The organism is Levilactobacillus fuyuanensis (assembly GCF_003946395.1).
Taxonomy (GTDB): Bacteria; Bacillota; Bacilli; order Lactobacillales; family Lactobacillaceae; genus Levilactobacillus; species Levilactobacillus fuyuanensis.
In genome coordinates this window covers 121,583-147,485 of the sequence record NZ_RHNZ01000001.1, presented here as the reverse complement: position 1 = coordinate 147,485, position 25,903 = coordinate 121,583, and the positions used below count along the sequence as shown (strand labels likewise).

Annotated in this window: 24 protein-coding genes; all 24 read left to right on the top strand. The window is 49.6% G+C overall.

Annotated features, from left to right (window positions below; all coding sequences use genetic code 11):
- Nucleotides 1-20 precede the first annotated feature (20 nt).
- The 24 genes from rsmH to mnmA all read left to right on the top strand — a co-directional run bounded on the left by rsmH (nucleotide 21) and on the right by mnmA (nucleotide 25,433).
- Nucleotides 21-965: a 16S rRNA (cytosine(1402)-N(4))-methyltransferase RsmH gene (gene rsmH, locus EKM73_RS00685; protein ID WP_125700090.1), complete on the top strand. Its 945-nt coding sequence runs from the start codon at nucleotides 21-23 to the stop codon at nucleotides 963-965.
- Nucleotides 966-1,007: 42 nt separating this feature from the next.
- A complete protein-coding gene (gene ftsL, locus EKM73_RS00680; protein ID WP_125700089.1) occupies nucleotides 1,008-1,409 on the top strand; it encodes a cell division protein FtsL in 402 nt (133 codons plus the stop codon).
- Nucleotides 1,409-3,568 carry a penicillin-binding transpeptidase domain-containing protein gene (locus tag EKM73_RS00675; protein ID WP_125700088.1) on the top strand — a complete coding sequence of 720 codons (2,160 nt, stop codon included), beginning with the start codon at nucleotides 1,409-1,411 and terminating at the stop codon, nucleotides 3,566-3,568. Before ftsL ends, EKM73_RS00675 begins: the two co-directional genes overlap by 1 nt.
- 21 nt (nucleotides 3,569-3,589) lie before the next feature.
- Entirely contained in the window at nucleotides 3,590-4,561 is a 972-nt protein-coding gene (gene mraY, locus EKM73_RS00670; RefSeq protein ID WP_164508807.1) for a phospho-N-acetylmuramoyl-pentapeptide-transferase, read from the top strand.
- Nucleotides 4,562-5,503: 942 nt separating this feature from the next.
- The gene (murD, locus tag EKM73_RS00665; RefSeq protein ID WP_125700087.1) at nucleotides 5,504-6,883 is read left to right on the top strand and encodes a UDP-N-acetylmuramoyl-L-alanine--D-glutamate ligase; all 1,380 of its coding nucleotides are present in this window, start codon (nucleotides 5,504-5,506) and stop codon (nucleotides 6,881-6,883) included.
- Nucleotides 6,884-7,978, top strand: a complete 1,095-nt coding sequence (gene murG / locus EKM73_RS00660; protein ID WP_125700086.1) for an undecaprenyldiphospho-muramoylpentapeptide beta-N-acetylglucosaminyltransferase — start codon at nucleotides 6,884-6,886, stop codon at nucleotides 7,976-7,978.
- A 33-nt stretch (nucleotides 7,979-8,011) separates the two neighbouring features.
- Nucleotides 8,012-8,869 (top strand): cell division protein FtsQ/DivIB, encoded by an 858-nt coding sequence (locus tag EKM73_RS00655; RefSeq protein WP_125700085.1) that lies wholly within the window; start codon nucleotides 8,012-8,014, stop codon nucleotides 8,867-8,869.
- A gap of 141 nt (nucleotides 8,870-9,010) precedes the next feature.
- Nucleotides 9,011-10,342 (top strand): cell division protein FtsA, encoded by a 1,332-nt coding sequence (gene ftsA, locus EKM73_RS00650; protein WP_125700084.1) that lies wholly within the window; start codon nucleotides 9,011-9,013, stop codon nucleotides 10,340-10,342.
- Nucleotides 10,343-10,365: 23 nt separating this feature from the next.
- Nucleotides 10,366-11,637 (top strand): cell division protein FtsZ, encoded by a 1,272-nt coding sequence (ftsZ, locus tag EKM73_RS00645; RefSeq protein WP_125700083.1) that lies wholly within the window; start codon nucleotides 10,366-10,368, stop codon nucleotides 11,635-11,637.
- Between the two features lie 43 nt (nucleotides 11,638-11,680).
- The gene (locus EKM73_RS00640; protein ID WP_125700082.1) at nucleotides 11,681-12,115 is read left to right on the top strand and encodes a cell division protein SepF; all 435 of its coding nucleotides are present in this window, start codon (nucleotides 11,681-11,683) and stop codon (nucleotides 12,113-12,115) included.
- Nucleotides 12,116-12,127: 12 nt separating this feature from the next.
- Nucleotides 12,128-12,412 carry a YggT family protein gene (locus tag EKM73_RS00635; RefSeq protein ID WP_125700081.1) on the top strand — a complete coding sequence of 95 codons (285 nt, stop codon included), beginning with the start codon at nucleotides 12,128-12,130 and terminating at the stop codon, nucleotides 12,410-12,412.
- Between the two features lie 20 nt (nucleotides 12,413-12,432).
- The gene (locus EKM73_RS00630) at nucleotides 12,433-13,212 is read left to right on the top strand and encodes a YlmH family RNA-binding protein (protein ID WP_125700080.1); all 780 of its coding nucleotides are present in this window, start codon (nucleotides 12,433-12,435) and stop codon (nucleotides 13,210-13,212) included.
- A 16-nt stretch (nucleotides 13,213-13,228) separates the two neighbouring features.
- Nucleotides 13,229-13,954 (top strand): DivIVA domain-containing protein, encoded by a 726-nt coding sequence (locus tag EKM73_RS00625; protein ID WP_125700079.1) that lies wholly within the window; start codon nucleotides 13,229-13,231, stop codon nucleotides 13,952-13,954.
- A 951-nt stretch (nucleotides 13,955-14,905) separates the two neighbouring features.
- Nucleotides 14,906-17,719: an isoleucine--tRNA ligase gene (gene ileS / locus EKM73_RS00620; protein WP_125700078.1), complete on the top strand. Its 2,814-nt coding sequence runs from the start codon at nucleotides 14,906-14,908 to the stop codon at nucleotides 17,717-17,719.
- 202 nt (nucleotides 17,720-17,921) lie between these two features.
- The gene (locus EKM73_RS00615; protein WP_125700077.1) at nucleotides 17,922-18,896 is read left to right on the top strand and encodes an ABC transporter ATP-binding protein; all 975 of its coding nucleotides are present in this window, start codon (nucleotides 17,922-17,924) and stop codon (nucleotides 18,894-18,896) included.
- Nucleotides 18,893-19,669 carry an ABC-2 family transporter protein gene (locus tag EKM73_RS00610; RefSeq protein ID WP_125700076.1) on the top strand — a complete coding sequence of 259 codons (777 nt, stop codon included), beginning with the start codon at nucleotides 18,893-18,895 and terminating at the stop codon, nucleotides 19,667-19,669. Before EKM73_RS00615 ends, EKM73_RS00610 begins: the two co-directional genes overlap by 4 nt.
- Nucleotides 19,669-20,436, top strand: coding sequence for an ABC-2 family transporter protein (locus tag EKM73_RS00605; protein WP_125700075.1), 768 nt, complete (start codon nucleotides 19,669-19,671; stop codon nucleotides 20,434-20,436). The genes EKM73_RS00610 and EKM73_RS00605 overlap by 1 nt, the downstream gene beginning before the upstream one ends.
- 108 nt (nucleotides 20,437-20,544) lie before the next feature.
- Nucleotides 20,545-20,775: a cold-shock protein gene (locus tag EKM73_RS00600; protein ID WP_125700074.1), complete on the top strand. Its 231-nt coding sequence runs from the start codon at nucleotides 20,545-20,547 to the stop codon at nucleotides 20,773-20,775.
- Nucleotide 20,776: 1 nt separating this feature from the next.
- The gene (locus tag EKM73_RS00595; protein ID WP_125700073.1) at nucleotides 20,777-21,319 is read left to right on the top strand and encodes an NUDIX hydrolase; all 543 of its coding nucleotides are present in this window, start codon (nucleotides 20,777-20,779) and stop codon (nucleotides 21,317-21,319) included.
- A gap of 9 nt (nucleotides 21,320-21,328) precedes the next feature.
- The gene (locus EKM73_RS00590) at nucleotides 21,329-21,634 is read left to right on the top strand and encodes a hypothetical protein (protein ID WP_125700072.1); all 306 of its coding nucleotides are present in this window, start codon (nucleotides 21,329-21,331) and stop codon (nucleotides 21,632-21,634) included.
- Between the two features lie 161 nt (nucleotides 21,635-21,795).
- The gene (locus EKM73_RS00585) at nucleotides 21,796-22,488 is read left to right on the top strand and encodes a 5'-methylthioadenosine/adenosylhomocysteine nucleosidase (protein WP_020088800.1); all 693 of its coding nucleotides are present in this window, start codon (nucleotides 21,796-21,798) and stop codon (nucleotides 22,486-22,488) included.
- A gap of 25 nt (nucleotides 22,489-22,513) precedes the next feature.
- The gene (locus EKM73_RS00580) at nucleotides 22,514-23,722 is read left to right on the top strand and encodes a cysteine desulfurase family protein (RefSeq protein ID WP_125700071.1); all 1,209 of its coding nucleotides are present in this window, start codon (nucleotides 22,514-22,516) and stop codon (nucleotides 23,720-23,722) included.
- Nucleotide 23,723: 1 nt separating this feature from the next.
- Nucleotides 23,724-24,065, top strand: a complete 342-nt coding sequence (locus tag EKM73_RS00575) for a DUF1831 domain-containing protein (RefSeq protein ID WP_125700070.1) — start codon at nucleotides 23,724-23,726, stop codon at nucleotides 24,063-24,065.
- Nucleotides 24,066-24,305: 240 nt separating this feature from the next.
- Nucleotides 24,306-25,433, top strand: a complete 1,128-nt coding sequence (gene mnmA, locus EKM73_RS00570; protein WP_020088797.1) for a tRNA 2-thiouridine(34) synthase MnmA — start codon at nucleotides 24,306-24,308, stop codon at nucleotides 25,431-25,433.
- The last annotated feature ends 470 nt before the right edge of the window (nucleotides 25,434-25,903 follow it).

The window sequence follows — 25,903 nt, the reverse complement described above, 5'->3', positions numbered from 1 at the left end:
CTCGGGAAGGGAGAGTGTTCATGGAAGACTTTCATCATGTAACGGTTTTGTTAAATGAAGCAGTGGCGGGGTTAGACATCAAGCCAACGGGCACCTACGTTGACTGCACTCTCGGTGGCGGCGGTCATAGCCAACACATTCTGGAGCAGTTAACAACAGGTCATCTCTATGCATTTGACCAAGATCAGACAGCCATTACTTACAATCAAGAACATTTAAAGCAGTATGTTGAAGCCGGAAAGTTAACTTTTATCAAGAGCAATTTCCGCCAAATCAAAGAGGAACTGAACGCCCGGAACATCACCGAGGTCGATGGGATTCTTTACGACCTTGGTGTTTCTTCGCCACAATTTGACGAAGCCGACCGTGGGTTCAGCTACCAGCATGATGCGCCATTGGATATGCGGATGGATCAGAGTGCGAAGCTGACCGCGTGGATTGTGGTCAATGAATGGGAATTCAACGACCTGATGCGGATCTTCCATCGCTATGGCGAAGAAAAATTCGCTAAGCCAATCGCCAGAGCTATTGAGCGTCACCGGGCCACCGCGCCTATCGATACGACCGGGCAATTGGTTGAAATTATTAAAGAAGGGATTCCCGCGGCCGCTCGTCGGCACGGGGGACATCCTGCTAAGAAGGTCTTTCAGGCGATTCGAATCGCCGTCAACGATGAATTGGGAGCCCTTGAGGATTCCCTGGAACAGGCAATTGGTTTGTTGGCCCTGAACGGACGGGTCAGCGTTATTACCTTCCAGTCGTTGGAAGACCGACTCGTTAAGACTATGTTTCGTGAAAACTCTTCATTGCCAGAACTCCCCCACGGTATTCCGGTAATCCCTGATAATTTGCAGCCCAACTACAAGTTGGTTAACCGCAAACCAATCACGCCTTCCGAGGAAGAATTGGCAGCAAACCATCGCGCGCACAGTGCCAAATTAAGAATTTTAGAAAAAGTTAAATAGTTAAATCAATCACTAAATATTGACATAGGATGATGATCAATTATGGCGCAAAATAATTTAGCTGAAGCTGTTCCCCTAACTCCGGAACCTCAACAACGCCCAAACATAGAACAACCGCAACGCCAGGCACAGCCTCAGGTTCAGCCCCAAGGCAACCCGAATAGCCAAAAGTTACCGGTTTCGAAATTTGAAAAATGTTTGATGACCGTGTGCGGCATTGTTTTGGCCGTGCTCATGGTCTGTGTCGTTTCTGCCAAGATCTCGATGAGCAACGCCCAGCATGAATTGCAAAGCGTCAACAATGCTGTGACGACCTATACCAATCGCAACACCAACAAGCAACAGCAAATAAATGAGTTGCAGAGTCGGAGTCGACTTGATAAAATTGCCAAAAAGCAAGGTCTGTCTCTCCAAAATGACCGCATAAGGAATGTAAACAAATAATGAAAGATCCAAATAAGCGACAAATGATGAATAAGCAACCCCGCAGGAACCGGAAGTACGTTGGCCAGTTTCTGTTTTTCCTTTTCATTGCTGTATTTATACTCATCGTTGGTCGCTTTTCGTATATCTCCATTGGTAAGAAGGTTCAAAACGTTAACCTGAGTGCTTCCGCCCAGAAGCTCTACACGGCCAATGAGACCCTCAAGGCCAAACGGGGCACTATTTACGACGCCAACGGCCAGGCGATTGCCGAGGATACCAGTGTGTACTCACTTTACGTGGTGCTGGACAAGCGGCAGAAGAGCGTGGACGGGCAGAAACTGTATGCCACTAACAAGGAAAAGATTGCGACCGTTTTGGCCAAAAATTTACCAATCAGTCGCGATAAGGCCTTGAAGATCCTGAATCCCAGTTCCGGACATCCTTTCCAGGTGGAATTCGGGACGGCCGGGCAGAATATTTCATTGACCACCAAGCAGAAGATTCAAAAGGAGCATCTGAGCGGAGTCAATTTCATTCAACAGGAATCCCGGCTCTATCCTAACGGGACGTTTGCCTCTCATCTGGTTGGCCTAGCACAGGCGAAGACCAACGATAAGGGTCAGACGACGTTGACGGGGTCGATGGGCATCGAACAAGCCTTTAACAAGCAATTGACTGGAACGAATGGGTCGCAGAAGATTAAGAAGGATATGTATGGTTACCAGTTACCTGGGACCAAGCAGAAATCCAAGAAAGCTAAGAACGGGGATAACGTGTATACAACGCTAGATACCCGGTTGCAGACGTTATTAGAGACCGAAATGAGTAGCGTTCAGAACCAGGTCAAGGCCAATTCGATGAATGCTGTGTTGATGAATGCCAAGACCGGGGCCATCCTTGCCGCTACGCAACGGCCGACGTTTAACGCCAGCACGAAGCAGGGACTAGGCGACATCTGGCGGGACACGCTGGTTCAGGACGCCTACGAACCGGGGTCAACGATGAAGGTCTTCACGTTGGCTTCCTCCATTGATAGTGGGAATTACAATGGGAACGCTACTTATCAATCTGGGAAATATGCCATTGGCAATCAGACGGTTCCTGACTGGAATACGGCTGGTTGGGGGACCATCACCTATAACAAGGGGTTTGCCCTCTCCAGTAACGTTGCCATGGCCCACTTGGAACAGCAGATGGGTGCCAAGACCTGGAAGAAGTACATCGATCGTTTCCACTTCTTGAAGAGCACCAACTCTGGGTTACCCGGTGAAATGAGTGGGAGCATTGCCTTCCAGCGGCCGATTGAGCAGGCCGATACCGCCTTTGGTCAAGGGATTCAGGTCACCGCCTTCCAGATGCTACAAGGGTTGACCGCCGTCAGCAATGATGGGAAGATGATGAAACCTTACGTGATCAGCAAGGTAACGGACCCTAACACCAACAAGACTGTCAAGAAGTATTCCCCAACAGTTGTGGGTAACCCCATTTCGGCCAAAACGGCGAAAACTGTTCGGAAACATATGGAAGATGTCGTCTATAAGAGTTATGGTATTGGGAGTGACTATAAGATGAGTGGAGAACGGGTCGCCGTTAAAACCGGTACCGCTCAGGTCAGCAACGGGAAAGGGTACCTGTCAGGCGATGACAACTACCTGTATTCCGTGGCGGCCATGGTCCCTGCAAGCAATCCGAAGTACGTGATGTATATCACCATGAAACAACCTCACTTAGGGAGTAAGACCGCAACGCAATTGCTGGCTTCCATTATGAAGCCGGTCATGGCGCGGGCCTTACAAGAGGATACCGAAGCCAAGATGACCAAAGTCTCCAAGATGCCATTAGTTGCCGGTCGGACCGTGACAGCCGCAACGAGTGCGCTGACCAAGGCCGGTGCGACGATCACTTTGCTCGGAAATGGGAACAAAGTCACGAAGCAATCCGTTTCGGCGGGAACCACGCTGTATAAGAATCAGCGGGTCTTCCTGAATACGGGTGGTACCGTGGCTCTGCCGAGTCTGAAGGGTTGGTCGAAGGGCGATGTGGTAAAATTAGCTCAGATTGAAGGATTGAAGTTGAATACTACCGGGGATGGCTACGTCACGAAGCAGAGTATCAAGGCGGGAACCACTGTCGCTTCTGGCGCAACGTTAACGGTAACTTTGAAACAAAATAAATAAGAATGAGGATTGAGAAAGAGAATGATGAATGTAGTAGTGCCCTTGTTGGGTGGATTTATAATTACCGTGGCATTTATGCCATCACTGATTCGGTACTTCCGAGCCCGACATGAGGGGCAAATGATTCGTGAAGAGGGACCAACCTGGCACGAGAAAAAGTCAGGGACACCAACGATGGGTGGTTTGCTGTACATCATCGCCATTGTCGTGATGACGCTGGTTACCAGTTGGGCGTTGGCCCCACACCACGTGCTCTCCACGACCTGGATCTTACTCTTTATCCTGGTCCTGTACGGGGCATTGGGTGCTTGGGATGACAGCATCAAGCTGTTTCATCGCCAAAATGAAGGCCTCAAGGCGTGGCAAAAACTGCTTGGCCAAATCGTGGGGGCCTTGATCCTATTCTGGGTCTACACTCACGAACAATTACCAATGGCTCTGCACGTACCGGGCTTGGGTGACTGGCACATGAGTGGCTGGTACGCCATCTTCATTATTATTTGGTTGGTGGGTTTCTCCAATGCCGTGAACTTAACGGATGGGTTGGACGGCCTGGTCAGTGGGTTGGCTAGCATTTCCTTTGCCGCCTACGGGATCGTGGCTTACCAACAGCATCAAATTAACATTGCTATTTTCTGTTTTGCCATAGTCGGCAGTCTTCTCGGTTTTCTCATCTTTAATCACAAGCCAGCCAAGATTTTTATGGGTGATACCGGTTCGTTAGCCCTTGGTGGGGCCTTAGCGGCAGTTTCTATTCTGTTGCATCACGAACTGTCCCTGCTGTGGATCGGTTTGATTTTTGTGATTGAGACGGCGAGTGTTATGTTGCAAGTTGCCTCATTCAAGTTGACGGGCAAGCGAATTTTCCTGATGAGTCCGATTCACCACCACTTCGAAATGAAGGGCTGGAGTGAATGGAAGATTGATTTGACTTTCTGGGGAATTGGCTTGATTACCGCGTTAACGGGTGTCTGGGCCATCTTAGCCAACTAACGACTGGACGACTAATGGGCTAGCTTGCTCGTTAGGGCCAAGCTAGCCTTTTTTCGTCCACTGCCGGTTTAGCTGGGTTAAGATAAGTGTGACCCGCGCCTACTGGACGGTGAAAATCGGCCGGTAAGCGTTGGTGGACGTTCCGAGCCATAGAACGGTCTCGGGACTTGGTTTCAAGCCGAATACCGCGTCTTGAAACTACCAATTACCTTGGCGACAAGGCCGCCAAGGTAATTCCAACAGCTGGGCCGATTTTCACCGTCCTCACGGCTGACGTTAGTCGTTGACTTGGTAGAACGGTAGTGATCGATAATGGTGCTAATGGCGATAGTGTGCCCTATAGTGGCCCGCTACGGCTACTTGGTGGGAGATGGTGAGTTGGCCATGAATTTCCGGAAGCGGGCTCAGCAGTCCATCTAAGGACTATTCACAGGGAACTAACTGCTGACCATCGGTAATCGAGCGATATTGACCCCAAAAATCACTGAATATCGAAGATTTCTTGCAGATTTTGGCAGATTTAGTGAGATAAGTCGGCGAACCTGATAAACTAGAGATAGTGCCAAATTTGGGGTACTCATCTTTTATAGGTGTTTCGATAAAAGTGTCGGCTGCTGGGTTACACATTGTCTTCTGGCAAGAGTCGCTGGATGAACATTGGTTAAGCTTAATTTGGACACAGTTAGCTTAGCCGGAGGAGGCCGGAGATGTAGCCAGCTGTGACGGCGGTGTTGTTTGGCGTTTTTTGCCAGACTACAGCGCGGGACGAGCTTTGAGACGGGTGAACTTCGCGGCTCAAAGTCGAGGTAAAAGACCGCTTCACAGGCTTTTGCCGGTCCCCACAGCAGGCGGAATCTCTGGCGGCCGCAGGTGACAATGTGCCCGAATTTAAACGATATCAAAATAAGTAACACTAAAAATGAATGGAGAGCGAACGGCGTTATGAAGCAGATCACGACATATGCAGGGAAAAAGGTTCTCGTCTTGGGATTGGCCAAGAGTGGGACCAATGCAGCAAAATTATTAAAACGTTTGGGGGCTACGGTCACCGTCAGTGATGTCCAACCACTGGCAGAAAATCAGAATGCTCAGGAACTTAAGGCGGCTGGTTTTGATGTGATTCTTGGTGAACAAACGCCGGATCTGCTAGATGCCGGGTACGACTTGATCGTGAAAAATCCCGGGATTCCGTACGATGTGCCGGTTGTAAAGCGGGCACTGGACTTAAAGTTACCGATCATTTCAGAAATGGAATTGACTGGGGAAGTCGCTGAAGCCGAATTGGTCGCTGTCACTGGCAGCAATGGGAAGACCACGACGACAACGATGATTCAAAAGATGTTGGATCACGACCGTCAGGCGGGCCACGCGGTTTACGCTGGGAACATTGGTGTCCCAGCCAGCATGGTTGCCCAAGAGGTTACAGCCGATGACACGCTGGTCTTGGAAGTCTCCAGCTTCATGTTGGTGGGAACGACCGAATTTCATCCCCACATCGCTGTCTTGACGAATATCTTCTCCAATCACTTGGATTATCACAAGACGCGGGCTAATTATGTCGCAGCTAAAATGAAGATTACCGCCAATCAAACGGCGGACGATTACTTCGTGGTTAACTTCGACAATCCAGAGTGGCGTGAACTGAGCAAGCAATCCGCCGCCAAGGTCGTCCCATTCTCCCGGGCCGATAACTCACAGGATGGCGCTTACGAGGCCGATGGCGACCTTTACTTCCGTGGTGAAAAAATTATGGCCGCCAGTGATGTCAAGGTTCCTGGGGACCACAACATCGAAAATGCCTTGGCCGCGATTGCTGTAGCCAAGATCAAAGGTGTCAGCACGGCGGCAATCGTCAGTGTTCTGAAGACCTTTGGCGGTGTGCGGCACCGGACCCAATATGTGCTGGAAGCCGAGGGTCGTCAATACTACAACGACTCCAAGGCAACCGACATGGAAGCAACCGAGATGGCATTGAAGGGCTTCAAGGCGCCAGTCGTCTTACTTGCTGGTGGTCTGGACCGGGGCTACACCTTTGAAAAGATGGTGCCAGCCTTCAAGGAACACGTCAAGGCCATCGTGCTCTTCGGTCAAACAGCCAAGCTGCTGGAAGATGCAGCGAAGCAGGCTGGTATCAAGACCATCAAGTTCGCTGAGAATGCCGAAGCCGGCGTGCCAGTGGCTTACCAACTGAGTGATCCTGGTGACATCATTCTCCTGTCGCCGGCTAATGCCAGCTGGGATCAATACCCAAACTTTGAGGTTCGCGGCGACCGCTTTATCAAGGCCGTTGAAGATCTGACGGGTAAGCAGGAGGAAAAGTAAATGCGACTAATCGTATCGGGTGGTGGTACCGGTGGACATATTTATCCGGGACTGGCCCTTATCAAAGCTTTAAAGAAACGCGATCCTGACGCCGAGGTCCTCTACGTGGGGTCCGAACGGGGATTGGAAAGTAGTATCGTTCCGGCCAAGGGGATTCCCTTCAAATCAACGAAAATTCAGGGCTTCAAGCGGTCTCTGTCACTGGAAAATTTCAAGACGCTCTATCTGTTCTTGAAGAGTGTCCACGAGACCAAGAAGATGATCAAGGAATTTAAGCCGGACGTCGTGGTCGGTACCGGGGGCTACGTTTCCGGGGCCGTCGTGTACGCCGCTAGCCGGTTGAACGTTCCCACGATGATCCACGAGCAGAACAGTGTGGTTGGGATTACCAACCGGTTCTTGAGTCGCTACGTGGACCGGATCGCCTACGTCTTTGACGCCGCGTTGGACCAACTACCAGCCAGTAAAATGGTGAAGACGGGGAATCCGCGGGCGCAGGAAGCCGCCGAGGTCGTCAGTAACTTTAGTTGGCAAGAATACAATTTAAAAGATGACGTGCCAACGTTGCTGATCTTCGGGGGATCCCAGGGGGCCTTGAAAATCAATGCGGCCACGGTCGCTGCGATTCCTGCCTTTAATCAGCGGGATTACCAAGTGGTCTTTGTGACTGGGCAGAAACGCTATGATGGCGTGATGGAACAGCTCAAGTCGACGACCCTGGGCGACAATGTCGTGGTGAAGCCGTACATTCCCAACATGCCAGAAGTTCTGCCCAAGGTGGCCGCAATCGTCGGTCGGGCTGGGGCAACGAGTATTGCGGAAATCACGGCCGATGGGATTCCATCCATCCTGATTCCAAGTCCCTATGTGACCGCTGATCATCAGACCAAGAATGCACAATCCCTGGCCAACGTAGGTGCCGCCGAAATCATCAAGGAAGCTGACCTGAACGGGGAGAGCCTCGTTGCCAAGGCCGACCAATTGATGACCGATGACGGTTTACGGCAAGATATGGCAGCAGCTTCCAAGCAGTTAGGTGTCCCAGATGCTGCGGACCGGGTCTTGGATGTGGTTCTGTCTCTCAAGCGTGACTAGCACGCTAATCCAGCAAGTGGGAGGTGTGCGGCTGTGAAGTTTCGTTTGAACCGCAACGATAAGAAGCAACAAGAAACGTTGACCCCCTGGGAAAGTTACCAGCGTAAGGCGGCGGCTCAGCGAAAGCAAGCCAAGGCCCCCAAGTGGGTTCATCAGGCTAAACGTATCGGGGACAAGTTACCGCGGTTGAAGCATCAGCGCAACCGGAAGTTGGTCCGCCGGTTAACGATACTGTTGACCAGCTTTACGGTAGTGATTCTCGCCATGGTCTACCTAATCTCACCACTGAGTCATTTTAAGACGGTGACGGTCACTGGGGCTGATGTGCTGAGTGCCAAACGCGTGCAACGTGCGGTGCAGATTCAACCGGGTGATTCGATCTTCAAGCTGTGGGGGCATACCAAGCAATTTGAGCGGCAGGCTCCCCGGCGGAATTCACGCCTCAAGCAAGTAACCATTCATTTTCAGCGGCCCAACCTGGCGACGGTCCACGTGACCGAGTACGCCACGGCGGGGTATGTCATGAAGCAAAATCGTTACTATGAAGTCTTGGAAAATGGTATTGTTAGTGAACAATCGGTGACTCAGCCTAAAAGTGGGACACCAGTTTACGGTAATTTCAAGAACACCAAGAGCCTTCATCGGATGATCTTGCAATATGCCAAGCTCGATTCGGAAATTAAACGAAGTATCAGTGAAATTCATGATGCCCCGAATAAGGACAATCCGAACCGGGTCCACCTGTTCATGAATGATGGTAATGAGGTCTACGCTAGCATCCCGACTTTCGCCCAGAAAATGGCGTATTACCCGGGGATCGCGGCGAAAATGAAGCAAAAAGGTGTGGTCAATTTGGAGGTTGGGGCGTACTCGTACCCCTTTACAAAATAATTCATTTTGATTGCAACGGCGAAAAAGCGTCAATTAGGCTTTTTCAACCCCTAGTAAATGTGGTAAACTGAAAAATAATTAGGGGAAAAAGCGAATTCATGCAGTGTTGATATTAGATTAACTTAGGAGGTTCCTTTTTCTATGGATAATTCAGGGATGTACGTTGGTCTCGATATAGGAACCACCTCAATAAAAGTCATTGTTGCTGAGAATGTTAAAGGGCAAATGAACGTTATTGGTGTGGGAAATGAACGTTCGAATGGTGTCAGTCGCGGAGTTATCGTGGACATTGACAAGGCAGCTGAAGCGATTCAGCGCGCCGTTCGACAAGCCGAAGAGAAGGCCAGCATCGAAATTCACGATGTAATTGTGGGGATTCCCGCAAATATGTTAAAGATTGAACCATGTAGCGGCATGATTGCCATTGACGATCAGTCCCGTGAGATCACGGGGCGTGACGTCCGGACAGTTGCAAATGCAGCATTGATTCAGAGTTTACCACCGGAGCGCGAGGTCGTTGACATTTTAGCCGACGAATTTGTGGTCGATGGTTTTGACGGGATCAAGGATCCTCGAGGGATGGTTGGGGTACGTCTTGAAATTCACGGGACGTTGTTTACCGGACCTAAGACGATCATGCACAATACCCGCAAAGCTGTGGAACAAGCCGGCCTTAACCTGCGTGGGACAGTTATCAACCCGATGGCGCAAGGCATGATGGTCATGAATGATGGTGAGCAAGACTTTGGGACCATCTTGATTGATCTCGGTGGCGGACAAGCTACGGCGGCCGTGATTCACGACCACCAATTAAAATACATTGATGTCGATCAGGAAGGTGGACAATTTATCACCAAAGATATTTCGGTGGTCTTGAACACTTCCCTGGATAGCGCGGAAAAACTCAAGCGCGATTATGGTTACGCTGATGCAACGCAAGCTAGCGACGAGGATGAATTCCCAGTTGATGTGGTTGGCCAAAGCCAACCCACACCAATTTCGGAAAAATACTTAGCTGAAATCATTGAAGCCAGACTCGACCAAATTTTCCAACGTCTACGGTCTAATCTAGACGAGGTCCAAGCCTTAGAATTACCGGGGGGTATTGTGTTGACCGGTGGGGTAGCTGCTCTACCAGGCATCACTGACTTGGCCACGGATGAATTTGGGACCAACGTTCGGGTCTACGTGCCCGATCAGATGGGGCTTCGGCACCCATCGTTCACGTTGGCTCTGGCCTTAGTGAAATACTTTGGGGGATTGAGCGAGATTGATCTGCTCATCAAGAGTGCTTTGACTGGCTCCACCCAATTAGCCGATGAGACTGACGAGATTCGTTCTAGAGAGGCCGCTCAAGAGGCTGCTGACAATGCTCCGGCACAATCTAGCCAGACTTCGAAGGCCAAACAACCAAAAGAAAAGAAAAAGCGAACTGAAGGGTTCCGGAAGTTCTTTAGCGACTTCTTCGACTAATGCGAGATGGAGGAAATACAAATATGGAATACTCACTAGATTCAGCGCAAAATCACGGCGCGAATATCAAAGTCATCGGTGTCGGAGGCGGGGGTAACAACGCCGTCAATCGGATGATCGCCGAAGATGTTAAGGGTGTCGAATTTATCGTTGCCAACACTGACGTCCAAGCCTTGGAAGCCTCTAAGGCTGAAACCAAGATTCAACTTGGCCCGAAACTGACCAAGGGTCTCGGTGCCGGTGCGAACCCTGAAATTGGGGCAAAAGCTGCCGAAGAAAGCGAAGAACAGATCACGGAAGCCTTAGATGGTGCTGACATGGTTTTTGTTACCGCCGGAATGGGCGGGGGTACCGGTAACGGTGCTGCCCCAATTGTGGCTAAAATCGCCAAGGACAGTGGTGCTCTGACGGTGGGTGTTGTTACCCGGCCGTTTAGTTTTGAAGGCCCACGGCGGGGTCGTTTCGCCGCTGAAGGGGTTGCTGCCATGAAGGAAAGCGTCGATACGCTGATCGTCATTGCCAACAACCGTTTGTTAGAAATCGTCGACAAGAAGACGCCGATGATGGAAGCCTTCCAAGAAGCCGACAACGTATTACGTCAAGGGGTTCAAGGGATCTCTGACTTAATCACGAGTCCTGGTTATGTTAACTTGGACTTTGCCGATGTGAAGACGGTCATGAAGGACCAAGGGGCTGCCTTGATGGGTATCGGTTCCGCTAACGGTGAAAACCGGACGGAGGATGCTACCAAGAAGGCTATCTCCTCACCATTGCTGGAAGTTTCTATCGATGGTGCCGAACAAGTGCTGTTGAACATCACCGGTGGGCCAGACCTGTCCCTGTTTGAAGCCCAAGCCGCTTCGCAAATCGTGTCTGACGCCGCAACCAGCGATGTCAACATCATCTTCGGGACTTCCATCGACGAAGAACTCGGTGATGAAGTTCGGGTCACGGTGATTGCCACTGGGATCGACAAGAAGAAGGAAGAACGCGAAGCTGCCCAACACAGTCGGGTTGCTCGGCGTGAAGCCAACCAACAAGGTCACAACACTGAATCACAAAATAACCAAGCAAGTAAGAATGAAGCAGACCAAGATCCATTTGGTAACTGGGACATCCGCGAACCTGCCCATCGGCCAGAACCCAAGGCTAGTTCATCTCATGATGAATTTGCTGGGGTCGACAAGCCGGACTTTAACATCTTCAACCCTAGCTCTAGCAACGATAGTGCACCGGCTGATGATAGCAACAAGGGCGAGGACACGCCACCGTTCTTCAAGCGTCGGCGCAAGTAAGGGCGTCTCAGGTAAGAGTCGTTATTGAGAGGAGTGGCCAACCATGGCGGATAAGTTTAGTCTTAGCAGATTTTTCGGTGTAAACGATGATTATGACGAAGACTATCAGGAACCCGAATCAGCCCCGGTAGCGAACCCAACGCCAGCTACCCCTAATCGGCCGGTCGATAGTCGAAAGGTGGTTGCCATGCGCAATGCAAAACCCAATGCCAGTCATATTGCCATTTGTGAGCCCCGGATTTATTCTGATGCGAAGTCGATTGCCAAGCAACTCACGAGCGGGGATGCCGTCATCGTGAACTTTGCTCGGGTCGATGAGCCACAAGCCCAACGTATCGTGGATTTCCTCAATGGGACCGCATTTGCCGTGGGTGGCGAGATCAAGCGGATCGGTGAGCAGATTTTTCTGTGCACCCCGCATAACTTTGAAGTTAGCGGCGACGTCGCAGCAAATCTAGGCACACAGTTTACGAAGTAAAGGAGCGACGCCTTGTTAACGATTGTGAATTTGATTTTCCAGGTTTTAGGCTGGGTCGTTAGTGCCTATATCATGTTGATCGTGGTATATGCGCTGATGAGTTGGTTGCCTGGGGCTTACCAGTCAAAGTTAGGCCAATTCATTGGTCGGCTGGTCGAGCCGTTTCTAGGCTACTTTAATTTCATTTCGGTTGGACCACTAGGATTTGGCCCAGTCGTGGCCATCATCGTCCTATCGGTGGTTCAATACGGTTTGCAGTACCTGCATATCATTGTACTGAATTTACTCATTCGATGAGTCGAGGGGAGGTTTGAGACATGGATGAGAACGTCACACAACATTTTCGACCGGATGAAGCACCGTTTATCGATGCAGTCGGTGGTTGGCTTCAACAGGTGGCGGACGAATACCGCCCCGTCCTCACGCATTTCTTGAACCCACGGCAAGTCTATATTGCCACCACGTTAGCCCATCGTGCCGACGTGAAGGTTCAATTTAGCGGCGGTCACAAGATGGCTGAGATGCAACGGGCCCTGTTCTTCCCGGATTATTACGAACCTGAAGAGAAAGACTTCGAGTTGACCCTATTACGGGTGGATTATCCGGTAAAATTCGCCACGTTACACCACAGTCAGATTCTGGGAACGTTATTGGGTTCGGGTATCGAACGAGAAATCTTGGGTGATATCCTAACCGATGGCGAAACGTGGCAGGTCGTGACGGAGTCGTCAATGGCCGATTACCTGACGGGACAAGTCGACCACATTGGTCGCGTCAAGGCCCGGCTGGTGGTCAGCGACTTCGATGCGTTGATTCAACCGTTAGATGAGTGGGAAGCGGAGTCCGCAACCCTGTCGTCATTGCGGTTAGACAACATCGTGGGGACCGGCTTCCATTTATCCCGGCACCGCGCGAAGGAATTGATTGAGGGCAACCACGTCCGAATTAACTGGACGGAAACCATCAAGCCGGATTACGAACTGGACGTGGCTGACATTGTGTCGGTCCGTGGGTTCGGTCGGGTACGGTTAGACGAGGTTGCCGGTCGTACGAAGAAGGAAAAAATTCGGGTCACCCTAGCGGTGTTGAAGAAATAGATGCGGAGGGAACACAATGGTATTAAGTCCATTAGACATTCATAATAAAGAGTTTGGCACGAAGATGCGTGGTTACAACGTTGATGAGGTCAATGATTTCTTGGATCAAGTCATCAAGGATTACCAAATCACGTTGAACCACAACAAGGAATTAGAGGAACAGTTAGATGCAGCGAACGGGAAGCTCAAGTACTTTAACGACTTGAAGGACTCTCTTAACCAATCCATTTTGGTTGCGCAAGAAGCTGCGGATAAGGTTAAGGCTAATTCTCAAAAGGAATCTGAAATCATCATCAGAGAAGCACAAAAGCAGAGCTCCGATATTGTTTCTGAGGCCACGAACAAGGGCAATCAGATTATGGACGAAGCTTCGAAGCGGGCCAAGAAGTTGGCTGTGGAGACTGATGACTTGAAGAAGAGTACCCGGGTCTTCCGTCAACGTCTGCAAGTTATGCTGGAAAGCCAATTGGAAGTGGTTAAGTCCAATGACTGGGACAGCCTGTTAAAGGAAGGGTCCATGTCCAGCTACGAAGAAATCAAGAAGGTCGTTGGCGACCGGCTTGACAATGATGCAGCTCAAGGCGTAAACTCAAACACATCCCAACCAAGTGGTGAGACGGCGGTGGCAGATGATGCTCCAGTCCAAGAAGCCCCGGTGACGGATTCAAATGATGATAATGGCGAGACCGTTGTGATTTTCCCAGACAACGATCAACCGCATTTTGATCAAGACCAACAATAAATATTAAACGACAGAGAAATCAGTCAACTAAAATAGACGACACAAGCGAGTTAGCGATGGTGGAAGGCTAACGTCACCTCTTTTTAGCTGGTATCATTCTCCAAGTCCCGTGGCTGAACTAACAGTAAGCAACGGCGGAAGCGCCCCGATACGGTGCCTTGAGGGAAGGCGGTGACCACCGTCTTCTGAATTTGGGTGGTACCACGAACGACTTCGTCCCTTGCGACGGGTCGTTTTTTGTTTGCAAAGAGTGCAGAAGCAGGCGGTTAGCTGGCGAGCATTAACGTCATCCAGGTGAAAATCCCGGGTTTGGATTTTGGCCTGGATGGGGTTAAGCACAACCAGTTGCCTGCTGGAGCACGTTTCGGCTGTGTGACGGTAGGGGAGCACTAGTGCAATCCTGCCAGAAAATGGTCAACAGAGCATTAACGTCAATAAGGGCAAAATCCCGGGTCTGGATTTTTCCTTAGTGGGGTTAAGCGCAGGGACCTGCCTTGTGGCGCACGTTTCGGCTGAGTGATGGTAGAGGTAGCACTAGCAATCCTGTCAGAAAATAGTCGACAGCGAAGCCCCAATTACCAGTTAGTCAGAGTCAACCTGGTATACTAAGCGAGGCAAACTTAGTTCTAGCCAATCTGCTATGCCAGCCGCAGGAGTAGTGAAAATGGACCCAGTTGTGGGAATCCACTTAGCGGCGATTGCCGGTTAGTGGATTGGTGGATTTGAGCCGCGGGTTGTTGCGGCTTAAATCCAAGGTCAAAGACCGCTCTGTGGCTTTGACCGTCCGCCCTCAGCGTCACGGTTCGTTTTCACTGCTCCGGAGGCACTGCGGAGCACAATAAAAAAGATACAATCGGTCCGGTAGACCGGTGAGCTGAGGCTAGCTACACTAGCTTGAGCTCACCGGTTCACCAACCGTGAAGGACTTAAACATAAGGAGGAAATGACGGTATGCGAGTGAAAGACACGTTGAACCTGGGTAAAACCAAATTCAAAATGCGTGGCAATTTGCCAGTTAAAGAAGTTGAACGGCAAAAAGTCTGGGCTGAAAACAAGATTTATGAAGCCCGCCAAAAATTAAATGAGGGGAAGCCATCGTTTATTTTACACGATGGCCCACCATACGCTAACGGTCCCATCCATATGGGGCACGCGTTGAACAAGGTTTCCAAGGATATTATTGTTCGTTACAAGTCAATGAGTGGCTACCGGGCACCTTACGTTCCTGGTTGGGATACTCATGGTCTGCCAATCGAACAACAGTTGACGAAGGCCGGTTACGATCGGAAGAAGATGTCGACTGCCGACTTCCGTGACCTCTGTCGCGAATACGCTTTGAAGCAAGTTGACCAACAACGTGAAGGCTTCAAGCGTTTAGGCGTTTCCGCTGAATGGGACAATCCTTACTTAACGTTAAACCCAGAATTTGAAGCCGCTGAAGTGCGGGTCTTTGGAGAAATGGCTAAACGTGGATTGATCTACAAGGGGAAGAAGCCAGTCTACTGGTCATGGTCTTCCGAATCAGCCATGGCTGAAGCCGAAGTTGAATACCACGATGTGACCTCACCTTCCGCCTTCTTTGGCGAAAAGGTCGTTGATGGGAAGGGCGTCTTAGACGACGACACTTACCTGGTCGTTTGGACCACGACGCCTTGGACCATTCCTGCTTCTGAAGGGATCACCATCGATGCTGGCATCGAGTATGCCGTTGTGCAACCTGCTGGTGAAGACCGCAAGTTCGTCTTAGCTAGCGACTTGGTTGCCGAAAATGCCGAACGCTTTGGTTGGGAAGACGTCAAAGTCTTGAAGACAGTGATGGGCCAAGACATGGACAACATCATTGCCCAACACCCATTCATTGCCGACCGTAAGTTAGTCGTTATGTTAGGCGACTTCGTGACGACCGATTCCGGGACTGGTCTGGTTCATACCGCACCAGGTCTTGGGGAAGATGACTTCAACGTGGGTAAGCTGTACAACTTGCCTGTCCTAGTGCCAGTCAACGACCAAGGGTACATGACCGAAGAAGCTGGTCCCGACTTTGACGGTGTCTTCTACGAAGATGCTAACCAAATCGCGTTGGACAAGCTGAAGGCTAACAATGCCTTGTTGGACTACATGCCATACGAACACAGCTACCCATTTGACTGGCGGACGAAGAAGCCCGTTATCTTCCGGGCAACGCCACAATGGTTCGCTTCCGTGGACAAGGTTCGTGATGAGATCCTAGCAACGTTAAAGGATGTTAAGTTCCAGCCTGACTGGGGCCAACGGCGTTTAGCCAACATGATCAAGGACCGTGGCGACTGGGTTATTTCCCGGCAACGGGTCTGGGGCGTGCCACTGCCAATCTTCTATGGTGAAGACGGCGAAGCCATCATCACGCCAGAAACGGTTGACCACGTTGCTGATCTGTTTGGCCAATATGGCTCAAACATCTGGTTCAAGCGTGAGGCCAAGGACTTACTGCCCGAAGGCTTCACCAGCGAACACTCACCAAATGGTGAATTCACGAAGGAAACCGACATCATGGATGTGTGGTTCGACTCCGGTTCATCACACCAAGGGGTCTTGGCTGAACGCGATTACCTCGACTTCCCAGCCGATCTTTACCTGGAAGGTTCCGATCAATACCGTGGTTGGTTCAACTCTAGTTTAATCACTAGTGTTGCCGCTACTGGCAAGGCGCCTTACAAGCAGGTCGTTTCACAAGGATTCACGTTGGACAAAGACGGTCACAAGATGTCTAAGTCCTTAGGGAACACGATTGCCCCTGACGAAATCATCAAGAAGATGGGGGCCGACATCGTTCGCCTCTGGGTCACTTCCGTTGATTCCTCAGCCGACGTTCGCGTTTCTACGGAAGCCTTCGTCAAGATTTCCGACAGCTACAAGAAGCTGCGGAACACCATGCGTTACTTGCTGGCCAACACCAGCGACTTCGATCCTAAGACCGACGCCGTTGCCTTTGATCAGCTGACCACGGTTGACCGCCATATGCTTTACAAGCTCAACGAATTCACGAAGAGCGTGGAAGGGCATTACGAAAACTTTGACTTCCTGAGCATCTACAAGGAACTCATCAACTTCGTCGTGACCGACCTGTCCGCCTTCTACCTGGACTTTGCCAAGGACATCCTGTACATCGATGCCGCTGACAGCGAGGCTCGTCGTTCGATGCAAACGGTCTTCTACCAGATTGCCGTTAGTTTGACGAAGCTGATCACGCCAATCCTGCCACACACTGCCGAAGAACTCTGGGGATTCCTGCAAGAACCAGAAGACTTCGTGCAATTGGCTGAAATGCCTAAGGTACTGGATATGGATGACGCTAATGAAGTCGAAGACAGCAGTGAAAACTCTGCTTGGGATCACTTCATGAAGCTGCGGAGCCACGTGCTGAAGGCCTTGGAAGAAGCCCGGAATGCCAAGTTGATCGGGAAAGCTGCTGAAGCTCACCTGGACTTGTACATTGACGACCAAACCAAGACGTTACTGGACAAGTTGGACGTTGACGTGCAACAAATCTTACTGGTTTCTGGTTTAGACTTTGCCGACCTGGATCAAGCCCCAGCCGATGCGCTGAGCTTCGATCACGTCGCTGTCAAGGTTACGCCAGCCGCTGGCGAGGTCTGTGACCGTTGTCGTTTGACCAAGGAAGATGTTGGTAGCGACAAAGACTACCCTCACTTCTGTGCCCGCTGTGCCGCTATCGTTCGGGAAAACTATCCTGAAACGGCAACGGAAGGTTTTGAAGAAAAGTAAGCTTTAAGAGCTTGCCTTAACTGAAGATTAAGTTGTGCCGCAAAGATGATTGCCCGCTTGGGTGGTTGGTCTTGGCGGCACTTTTTTTGGTTGGAAAAGAGTTTAGCAGAAACGATTCACCTCGATAGGGTATCTCTAGATTAATGGCATGTTTGGACTATACTTCAAAATAAATTCAGTCGGAGCTTGAGGGGTGAAGAAGATGACCAAAAGCGAAAAAAATTTGCAAGCTAAGCGCATCTCTTTCTCATACATGACTTACGAAAAAAACAGTGGGCTTCTAGGATCTCTGCATGACTTTGTGCACCGCCGTAAGCGTGCCGTCCATGCAATTCATGATATCTCTTTCTCAATAAATTCTGGAGAAATAGTGGGGCTACTTGGGCCGAATGGTGCGGGGAAAACAACACTGATCAAATTAATGACTGGAATTTTACCAGTGAACGAGGGTAAGATTGACGCATTTTCTGGAATAAACCCTTTTGAAAAGTCATCCGCCTACTTGAAAAGAATTGGTGTCATGTTTGGACAGAAGAGCCAATTGATCTGGGATCTTCCGCCAATTGATACCTTGATTATGTTGCGAGAAATTTATCAAATCCCCAAACCGGTCTTTGAAAAGCGACTTTCATTTTTTACCAAGCAGCTGGCGGTCTCTGAACAGCTACAAATTCCTGTCAGGAAACTATCATTAGGGCAGCGCATCAAATTTGAACTTATTTGCGCGATTATCCATTACCCGGAAATCTTATTTCTGGATGAACCCACGATTGGAATCGATGTCAGTAGTCAATCCAATATCTATCGATTTCTCCGGGAGATAAATAAAGAGAGAAAGATGACGATTATATTAACCAGTCACAACACGAAGGATATAGTAGCACTAGCCCAACGCGTGATAATCATAGCTAAGGGTGAAAAGATTTTCGACGGCACACCTAATGCATTAATTTCGGAACATGCTAGTCAGCAAATCATTGAGGTGACAACGGATAGTCCAATTGAGCCGTTGCCGATTGATTTGATAGAATTGGGAGACTGTCATTATCAATTTCTGAGTAACGATTCGGCGCAATTACCGATTGCTCTGGCGCATATTCTTTCTTTGAAACGGAGAGACGGGGATCTAGATGAAATCTTGGTCGGTTTATTTTCAAAATTGGAGGGTAAAAAGTGAAGTATTTGGTTAGCTTTCGAAATGCCTTCTATTCAACAATTGCTTATCGTGGGAATTTTGTATTGCGACTGGTCACAGTGTCTTTGCAAATTGGGGTAGCCGTCTTCATGTGGCAAGCGGTTTTTAGGTTCAGCGGCAAAGGTGATATAGCCGGAATTGACCCGCTACAGATGACCTACTACTTAATAATTGTGAACCTGTTATCTCTGATATTTTCGACGAGCTTGATTTTTAAGTTCAGTCAGCTGGTACGCAGTGGTAATCTGACGATTCTGCTTTTAAGACCCGTTAAATTGCTGGTGCAAGCATTTTTCGAGTATGTGGGACTGTCATTCCCGTATTTAATTATCTATGGCTTTGTACTCGTGGTGTCATCTGAAACATCCAGCCAGTCATTTACTGAAATACTGATGACCTTGGCATTGTTTGCCATTATTTATATCACTTTTTTCTTGCTGATCAGTGCAATGAGTTTGGTGAGTTTTTGGTTAATTCAGGTCTGGCCAATGCGCCCAGTGATTAATGCCTTATTTATGTTGTTGGGCGGGCAGGCGTTTCCTTTACAGGTCTTGCCTCAGACGTTTCGTTGGCTGGAATACACGCCGTTTGCGTTGGCGGGAAATCAACTTGCACTTTTGAGCCTGGGTAAAGTATCGTCCGTTCAAATGTTGCTTGTTTTTTTGGCATCAATTTCATGGAGCCTAGTATTCTTGATTTTAATAAAAGAATTATGGCGCAAAGGAATTCACGCGTATGAGGGAGTCGGTAGTTAATGATCAGGCTATACAGAACACTGATTAAACAGAGTTTTGAGGAAACATTCGCTTATCGCGGAACGACAATTCTTACGATAGTATTTGGCATTTTATTCTACGCAATTGTAATCTTAACCGGAAGTGTTTATTTTTCGTTTGCCAAAGACATATTTGGATGGGACTTCACAGACTATCTCAACCTGGTGACAACGGCCAATGTGATGACTTACCTGTATGAATTCTTATTTGTCCAATCCCAGGAGGCGTTAACTAGTCAGATCTTAGAAGGCACATTGGATTATTCATTAATTAGACCGGTTAATACTTACTGGTTCCATGTCTTATACCGAGTTGACTTTCCTTCACTGATACCACTTATCTTGACCGTGGGTATAGAATGGGTGATCATTGCGAGAATCCGACTATCTTTCAGTCAAATTCTGCTATATGTTCTTATCGTGATGTTGGGGACGCTGTTTATTTTCTGTCTGAATCAAATTGCGGTGACGGCAACGTTTTGGATTGACGGCTTAAGTGCACTGGCCGGATTGCCGGAATACATCATGGACGCTTCAACACGTCCTGCAAAAATTTATCCTAAAGTTATTCAAGTATTGTTTCTTTGGATTTTACCGTCGTTAACTGTGACAAATATTCCGGTTAGCCTTCGCTATCGAACGTCATTCAGGGCGGTCATTTGGCTTGCAGTTGTAGATGCTTGTTTACTAATCGCCTCCAAATTTGAATGGCAAAGGGGACTTGAACAGTATGTATCAGCTAATTAGGGAGGATCTTACCATAACTTCCAATCCTCCAATTCCGCCAATAAGCCCCCGTGTTTGCGGTCTACCGGTCAAGCGAGTATAATTTGGTCTATGTATGGGAGGGATACCATGTTAACCGGAAAAGTAAAAAGTTATAGTGAACAACGCGGTTTTGGTTTTATTACCACGCCAGACGGTGAAGATGTCTTTGTCTATTACACGGGCATTATCGGCGAAGGCGAAGGTTTTCGAAAACTCGAAGCCGGCCAGACCGTGCAATTCGTGATTGTCCAAGGCATCCGTGGGCCACAAGCAGCCAAAGTGATGCCAGTCAAAATGGGCAGCACGGAGGAGGCTTAACATGGATTTAGAAGAACACGTTGAATCCACCGAGGACTTGTATGACGGTGTGATTGTGAAATTGGAACGGCAACGTGTCCGCCTACCTAACGGGGATGCTGCGACCAGAGAGATCGTGCGTCACGCGGGTGCGGTCGGCATTTTAGCGTTGACCGACGATAATAAAATGATTTTGGAACGCCAGTGGCGGGCACCAATCGCCGCTGCAACCTTGGAAATCCCAGCGGGCAAGTTGGACAGCCGTGATGCCGACAACGTTGAACACGCCGTTATTCGGGAATTGAATGAAGAAATTCGATATCAACCTGGTCAGTTAAAACGGATTACTGGTTTTTACTCCAGTGTCGGTTTTTCTGACGAGTACATGACGTTATTCATGGCAACGGATCTCAAGCCCGTGACCACCGAGCTCCCCCGGGATCAGGGGGAAAACTTGGAATTGATGACCGTCACGAAGACGGAAGCACAGGCCATGATTGAGAGTGGCGAGATCAACGACGCCAAGACGATTACGGCCATCTATTACTGGCTATTACAGAAGTAGGTGACAGCGATGCACAATGATTGGCAAGAAGATGACGATCAACCCAAGACCAGAGCCGACTACCGCCGTGAACAGGAACAGGCCGAAAAGGACTTTCAGGAACGCGACCGCAAACGGGTTCAAGTCGAAAAGGACTATGCCAGAAAGCATGGCAATCCCAAGGGAAACGAGCCAACCAACGAACCACCCATTGACCAGCGCGTGAGTCCCGCCGAAATGAAACAAAAACGGTTGGGTCACCGCCTAAACTGGGCGATTTTTTGGTTAGCCGCATTGATCATCATTGTTTATCTAATTATGTTTTTCATGCGTTAATCGTAAAAGAGATGCGCCATGCCTGCCGGACTAGCAGTAGGCGTGCTATAGATTAATTAAAGAGCGGTGGTGGGGCAGTGCCCCATTCGCCGTATGGGCACTCACTAGTGATTACTGGTGACTGTTGAAAAGACGACAATTTTAAGGAGCGAACACGACACATGACATTTGGAATTCTCTGCGCCATGGAAGAAGAAATTAAGGAACTACACGACGCCTTACAGGACGCGAAGACCACGGACATTCACGGTCTTGAATTTTACGAAGGCACCATTAGCGGCCAACAGGTCGTCTTGGTCCGTTCTGGAATTGGTAAAGTTGAAGCCGGCTTAACGACAGCCTTACTGATTACGCAATTCAACGTGGATATCGTCATCAACTCCGGTTCTGCCGGTGCCTTAGCACCTGACTTGAACATTGGTGACGTGGTTGTTTCCACTGAAACGGCGTATCACGATGCCGATGCCCGGGCCTTTGGCTACGAATACGGCCAATTGCCACAACAACCAGCCCGGTTCGAAGCTTCCAAGGAATGGGGCGAAAAGATTGTGGCCGCCGCTGCCGACACCGGTTTGAAGACTAAGCTGGGTCTGATTGTCTCCGGTGACCAGTTCTTAAACAGCCCTGAAACCATCAAAGACATTATGGGACACTTCCCAGATGCCTTGTCCGGTGAAATGGAAGGGGCCGCAGTGGGCCAAGTTGCTCACCAATTTGACGTTCCTTACGTGGTCGTTCGGGCCATGTCCGATAACGCCGACAATGACTCTGGCGTTAATTTTGATGACTTTATTATTGATGCGGGACACCGTTCTGCTCAGATGCTATTAGCCCTGTTAGCCGCACAAGACTAACTCGGCTGTTCAGGAGGTTTTAAGGGTGCAAGAGATTCATATTGATAACAGCAACGCCGTCAAGGAGATTTACCTGGACAACGCTGCCACGACGCCAATGGCCCCAGAGGTCTTGGCTGAGATGATGGATAAGATGGCTAACGTGTACGGAAATGCCTCCACGCTTTACGGCTTGGGCCGGCAAGCCCACACGGTGATGGAAAACAGTCGCCAAGTCATCGCCAACAGCATCAACGCTGCCAGTGACGAAGAGATTATTTTTACCAGTGGTGGTAGTGAAGGTGACAACACCGCCATTACACAGACTGCGCTTGCCCGGCAATCTCTGGGTAAGCACATCATCACCACGGCAATCGAACACGAGGCTGTGTTGAAGCCCCTTCATGCATTGGAGGAACAGGGCTTTGACGTGACCTACCTGCCCGTTGACGAGCATGGGGATATCAGCCTCGATGACTTCAAGGCTGCCTTGCGTGATGATACGATTCTCGTGACCATCATGATGGGTAACAACGAGGTCGGCAGTCGGATGCCAATTCACGAAATCGGTGAGATCTTAAAGGACCACCAAGCGTGGTTCCACACCGATGCCGTGCAGACCTATGGCTTACTCGACATTGACGTTCAGCGTGACCACATCGACATGTTGTCGACGTCGGCTCACAAGATCAACGGGCCTAAGATGATTGGGTTCCTCTACAAGCGTGAAGGGATTAACTTCCCTAGCTTGATCAAGGGGGGCGACCAGGAAGAAAAGCGGCGGGCCGGAACGGAAAATGTTCCCGCTATCGCCGGTTTTGCCAAGGCCGCTGAACTGTTGACGCCGGAAGCTAAGGCCGAAAAGCGCGCCCGTTTCCACGGCTTCAAGGAACAGGTCGTTAAGGGCTTGACCGATAACGGTGTAGACTTTGAAATCAACGGATCGCTGGGCGACGAGGGCGAAAACCTCGATCACGTGTTGAACATTTGGATCAAGGGAATTTCAACCTACGTGATGCAGACAAACCTGGATTTGGCAGGCATTGCCGTGTCCGGTGGGTCCGCATGTACGGCGGGCTCAATCGAACCGTCCCACGTTTTGACAGCAATGTTTGGTGAGAAGAGTCCCCGGATTGCAGAATCGATCCGCTTGTCCTTTGGGCAACAGACGACGAGCGATGAAATCGCCACGTTCGTAGAGAATGTGAGTGCCATCGTGAAGCGGTTAGCCAAAAATCATAGTGAGGTGAAGTAACGTGTTATTTGAAAAGCAAATGCAAGTTGACGGTGACCCCGATACTTATGAGTTGAATCCAAGCGTGAAGCCCTATGCTTTGAAGGATGTCGGGTTCCAACTGTCAAACGCCGGTAATTATACGCTGGAACGGTCGGTCGACCCAACGTCACCCTACAACCGTAATCAGATGTTACGGGTGATTGTGGCCAAAGACCTCAGTGGTTTCAAGATGTCCACGACCAATGCTTCCGGTAACCGGCGCGTCAACATCTTCAAGGGTGCGCACGCCGAGGGTAACGTGGAACAATATCACTTTATCCTGCAGAACCTAATTGATCGCGAGATTATTCAGAAGAAGTAGTTGTTTTATTAATGAAATATTAAGCATAGATGAATTAAGGGTGGGAGGCCGAAGTCGGTCTGTCACCTTTTTTGTGAGTAGGCAAGGTGTTGACCGCAGTGGGCAGATTGCCCCACCTTTTCTGAAAGGAAACGCCAGGCTTGCAAAACTTACGAAAAATAGGTAAACTAAGCAATACTGGATTTATGCGACCTTCAAATCGTAGATTCTCCAGAATCTGAATGAAATGATGGTGATACCATGCAGGACAACAGCCACACGCGAGTTGTCGTTGGTATGAGTGGAGGTGTCGATTCTTCCGTCGTCGCTTTGCGGCTTAAGCAGCAGGGTTATGACGTGATCGGCGTCTTCATGAAGAATTGGGACGATACAGACGAGAACGGTGTTTGTACCGCCACAGAAGACTACAAGGATGTAGCCAAAGTTGCCTCAGAAATCGGCATTCCTTACTACTCCGTTAACTTTGAAAAGGAATACTGGGACCGTGTGTTCACGTACTTCTTGGATGAGTATAAGAAGGGTCGAACGCCTAACCCTGACGTGATCTGTAACAAAGAGATCAAGTTTAAGGCATTCCTCGACTACGCGTTGGAGCTCGGTGCAGATTACATTGCGACCGGTCACTACGCTCAGTTGACCCGCGATGAGAACGGCGACGCACACTTGATGCGTGCCGTGGACCAGAACAAGGACCAGACTTACTTCTTGAGCCAGCTTTCCAAGGAGCAGTTGGACCGCGTGATGTTCCCAATCGGTGACTTGGTTAAGCCACAGGTTCGTGAGATCGCCAAGAACGCGGGCCTGGCAACCGCTGATAAGAAGGACTCCATGGGAATCTGCTTTATCGGTGAAAAGGGTCACTTCAAGGACTTCCTGAACACCTACTTGCCAGCTAAGCCCGGCAAGATGATGACCGTTGATGGTGAGATCAAGGGCGACCACGCCGGCTTGATGTACTACACCATTGGTCAGCGTCGTGGCCTGGGTATCGGTGGTGATGGTGAAGATAACGAGCCATGGTTCGTTATCGGTAAGGATCTGACGAAGAACATTCTTTACGTCGGCAAGGGGTATCACAACGAGCACCTCTACGCGACGCACTTGTCAGCCTCTGACATTCACTGGGTCAACACGATTGACCGCGGCAGTGACTTCCACTGCACGGCCAAGTTCCGGTACCGGCAAAAGGATACTGGCGTGACCGTTCACTTGAGTGAAGATGGCCAGCAGGTCACTGTTGAATTCGACGATCCCGCACGGGCAATCACGCCTGGGCAAGCCGTCGTCTTCTACAATGGCGACGAATGCTTGGGGAGTGCCATTATCGACGCTGCCTACAACAAGGATCGCGAGTTACAGTTGATCTAGTTTTTAGCATTTAAATCAAACACTTAATGGGAACCCGTTAGCGAGAGCAATCTTGCTGGCGGGTTTTTTAAAATTTCCACGGTTGTTTCTTTGAAAATCACCTGAAAACTGGCATAATAAGGTGATGTAACTGCACGGGGTTCTGAAGGGCGTGCCAGCGTAGTATCATTGAAGTTATTGTTATAGAACGATACTGGCATTTCGTAAAAGATTAGCCGATGCGGATGAATAGAAAACGGTAAAATAGAAAAGATTGGTACGGGTTAAGCCAATGTAAGCCGTGAGGGCGACGTAAATGGACCAAGCCGTGGGAATTTTCTTAGCGGTGGATTGTACCGCTTAGAGAATTGGTGTGGTTGAAACTCGATTCTTAGAGGTTCGACCACAAGCCTGGAGACCGTTCTTTGGCTCCGGGCGTCCGCCCACAGCGTCACGGGCCATTTACGTCGCCCGGCAAGTAACCCGTACAG

Coding starts and splice junctions, on each gene's coding strand:
- rsmH (WP_125700090.1), top strand. CDS start 21: ATGGAAGACTTTCATCATGTAACGGTTTTGTTAAATGAAGCAGTGGCG.
- ftsL (WP_125700089.1), top strand. CDS start 1,008: ATGGCGCAAAATAATTTAGCTGAAGCTGTTCCCCTAACTCCGGAACCT.
- EKM73_RS00675 (WP_125700088.1), top strand. CDS start 1,409: ATGAAAGATCCAAATAAGCGACAAATGATGAATAAGCAACCCCGCAGG.
- mraY (WP_164508807.1), top strand. CDS start 3,590: ATGATGAATGTAGTAGTGCCCTTGTTGGGTGGATTTATAATTACCGTG.
- murD (WP_125700087.1), top strand. CDS start 5,504: ATGAAGCAGATCACGACATATGCAGGGAAAAAGGTTCTCGTCTTGGGA.
- murG (WP_125700086.1), top strand. CDS start 6,884: ATGCGACTAATCGTATCGGGTGGTGGTACCGGTGGACATATTTATCCG.
- ftsA (WP_125700084.1), top strand. CDS start 9,011: ATGGATAATTCAGGGATGTACGTTGGTCTCGATATAGGAACCACCTCA.
- ftsZ (WP_125700083.1), top strand. CDS start 10,366: ATGGAATACTCACTAGATTCAGCGCAAAATCACGGCGCGAATATCAAA.
- EKM73_RS00640 (WP_125700082.1), top strand. CDS start 11,681: ATGGCGGATAAGTTTAGTCTTAGCAGATTTTTCGGTGTAAACGATGAT.
- EKM73_RS00630 (WP_125700080.1), top strand. CDS start 12,433: ATGGATGAGAACGTCACACAACATTTTCGACCGGATGAAGCACCGTTT.
- EKM73_RS00625 (WP_125700079.1), top strand. CDS start 13,229: ATGGTATTAAGTCCATTAGACATTCATAATAAAGAGTTTGGCACGAAG.
- ileS (WP_125700078.1), top strand. CDS start 14,906: ATGCGAGTGAAAGACACGTTGAACCTGGGTAAAACCAAATTCAAAATG.
- EKM73_RS00615 (WP_125700077.1), top strand. CDS start 17,922: ATGACCAAAAGCGAAAAAAATTTGCAAGCTAAGCGCATCTCTTTCTCA.
- EKM73_RS00605 (WP_125700075.1), top strand. CDS start 19,669: ATGATCAGGCTATACAGAACACTGATTAAACAGAGTTTTGAGGAAACA.
- EKM73_RS00600 (WP_125700074.1), top strand. CDS start 20,545: ATGTTAACCGGAAAAGTAAAAAGTTATAGTGAACAACGCGGTTTTGGT.
- EKM73_RS00595 (WP_125700073.1), top strand. CDS start 20,777: ATGGATTTAGAAGAACACGTTGAATCCACCGAGGACTTGTATGACGGT.
- EKM73_RS00590 (WP_125700072.1), top strand. CDS start 21,329: ATGCACAATGATTGGCAAGAAGATGACGATCAACCCAAGACCAGAGCC.
- EKM73_RS00585 (WP_020088800.1), top strand. CDS start 21,796: ATGACATTTGGAATTCTCTGCGCCATGGAAGAAGAAATTAAGGAACTA.
- mnmA (WP_020088797.1), top strand. CDS start 24,306: ATGCAGGACAACAGCCACACGCGAGTTGTCGTTGGTATGAGTGGAGGT.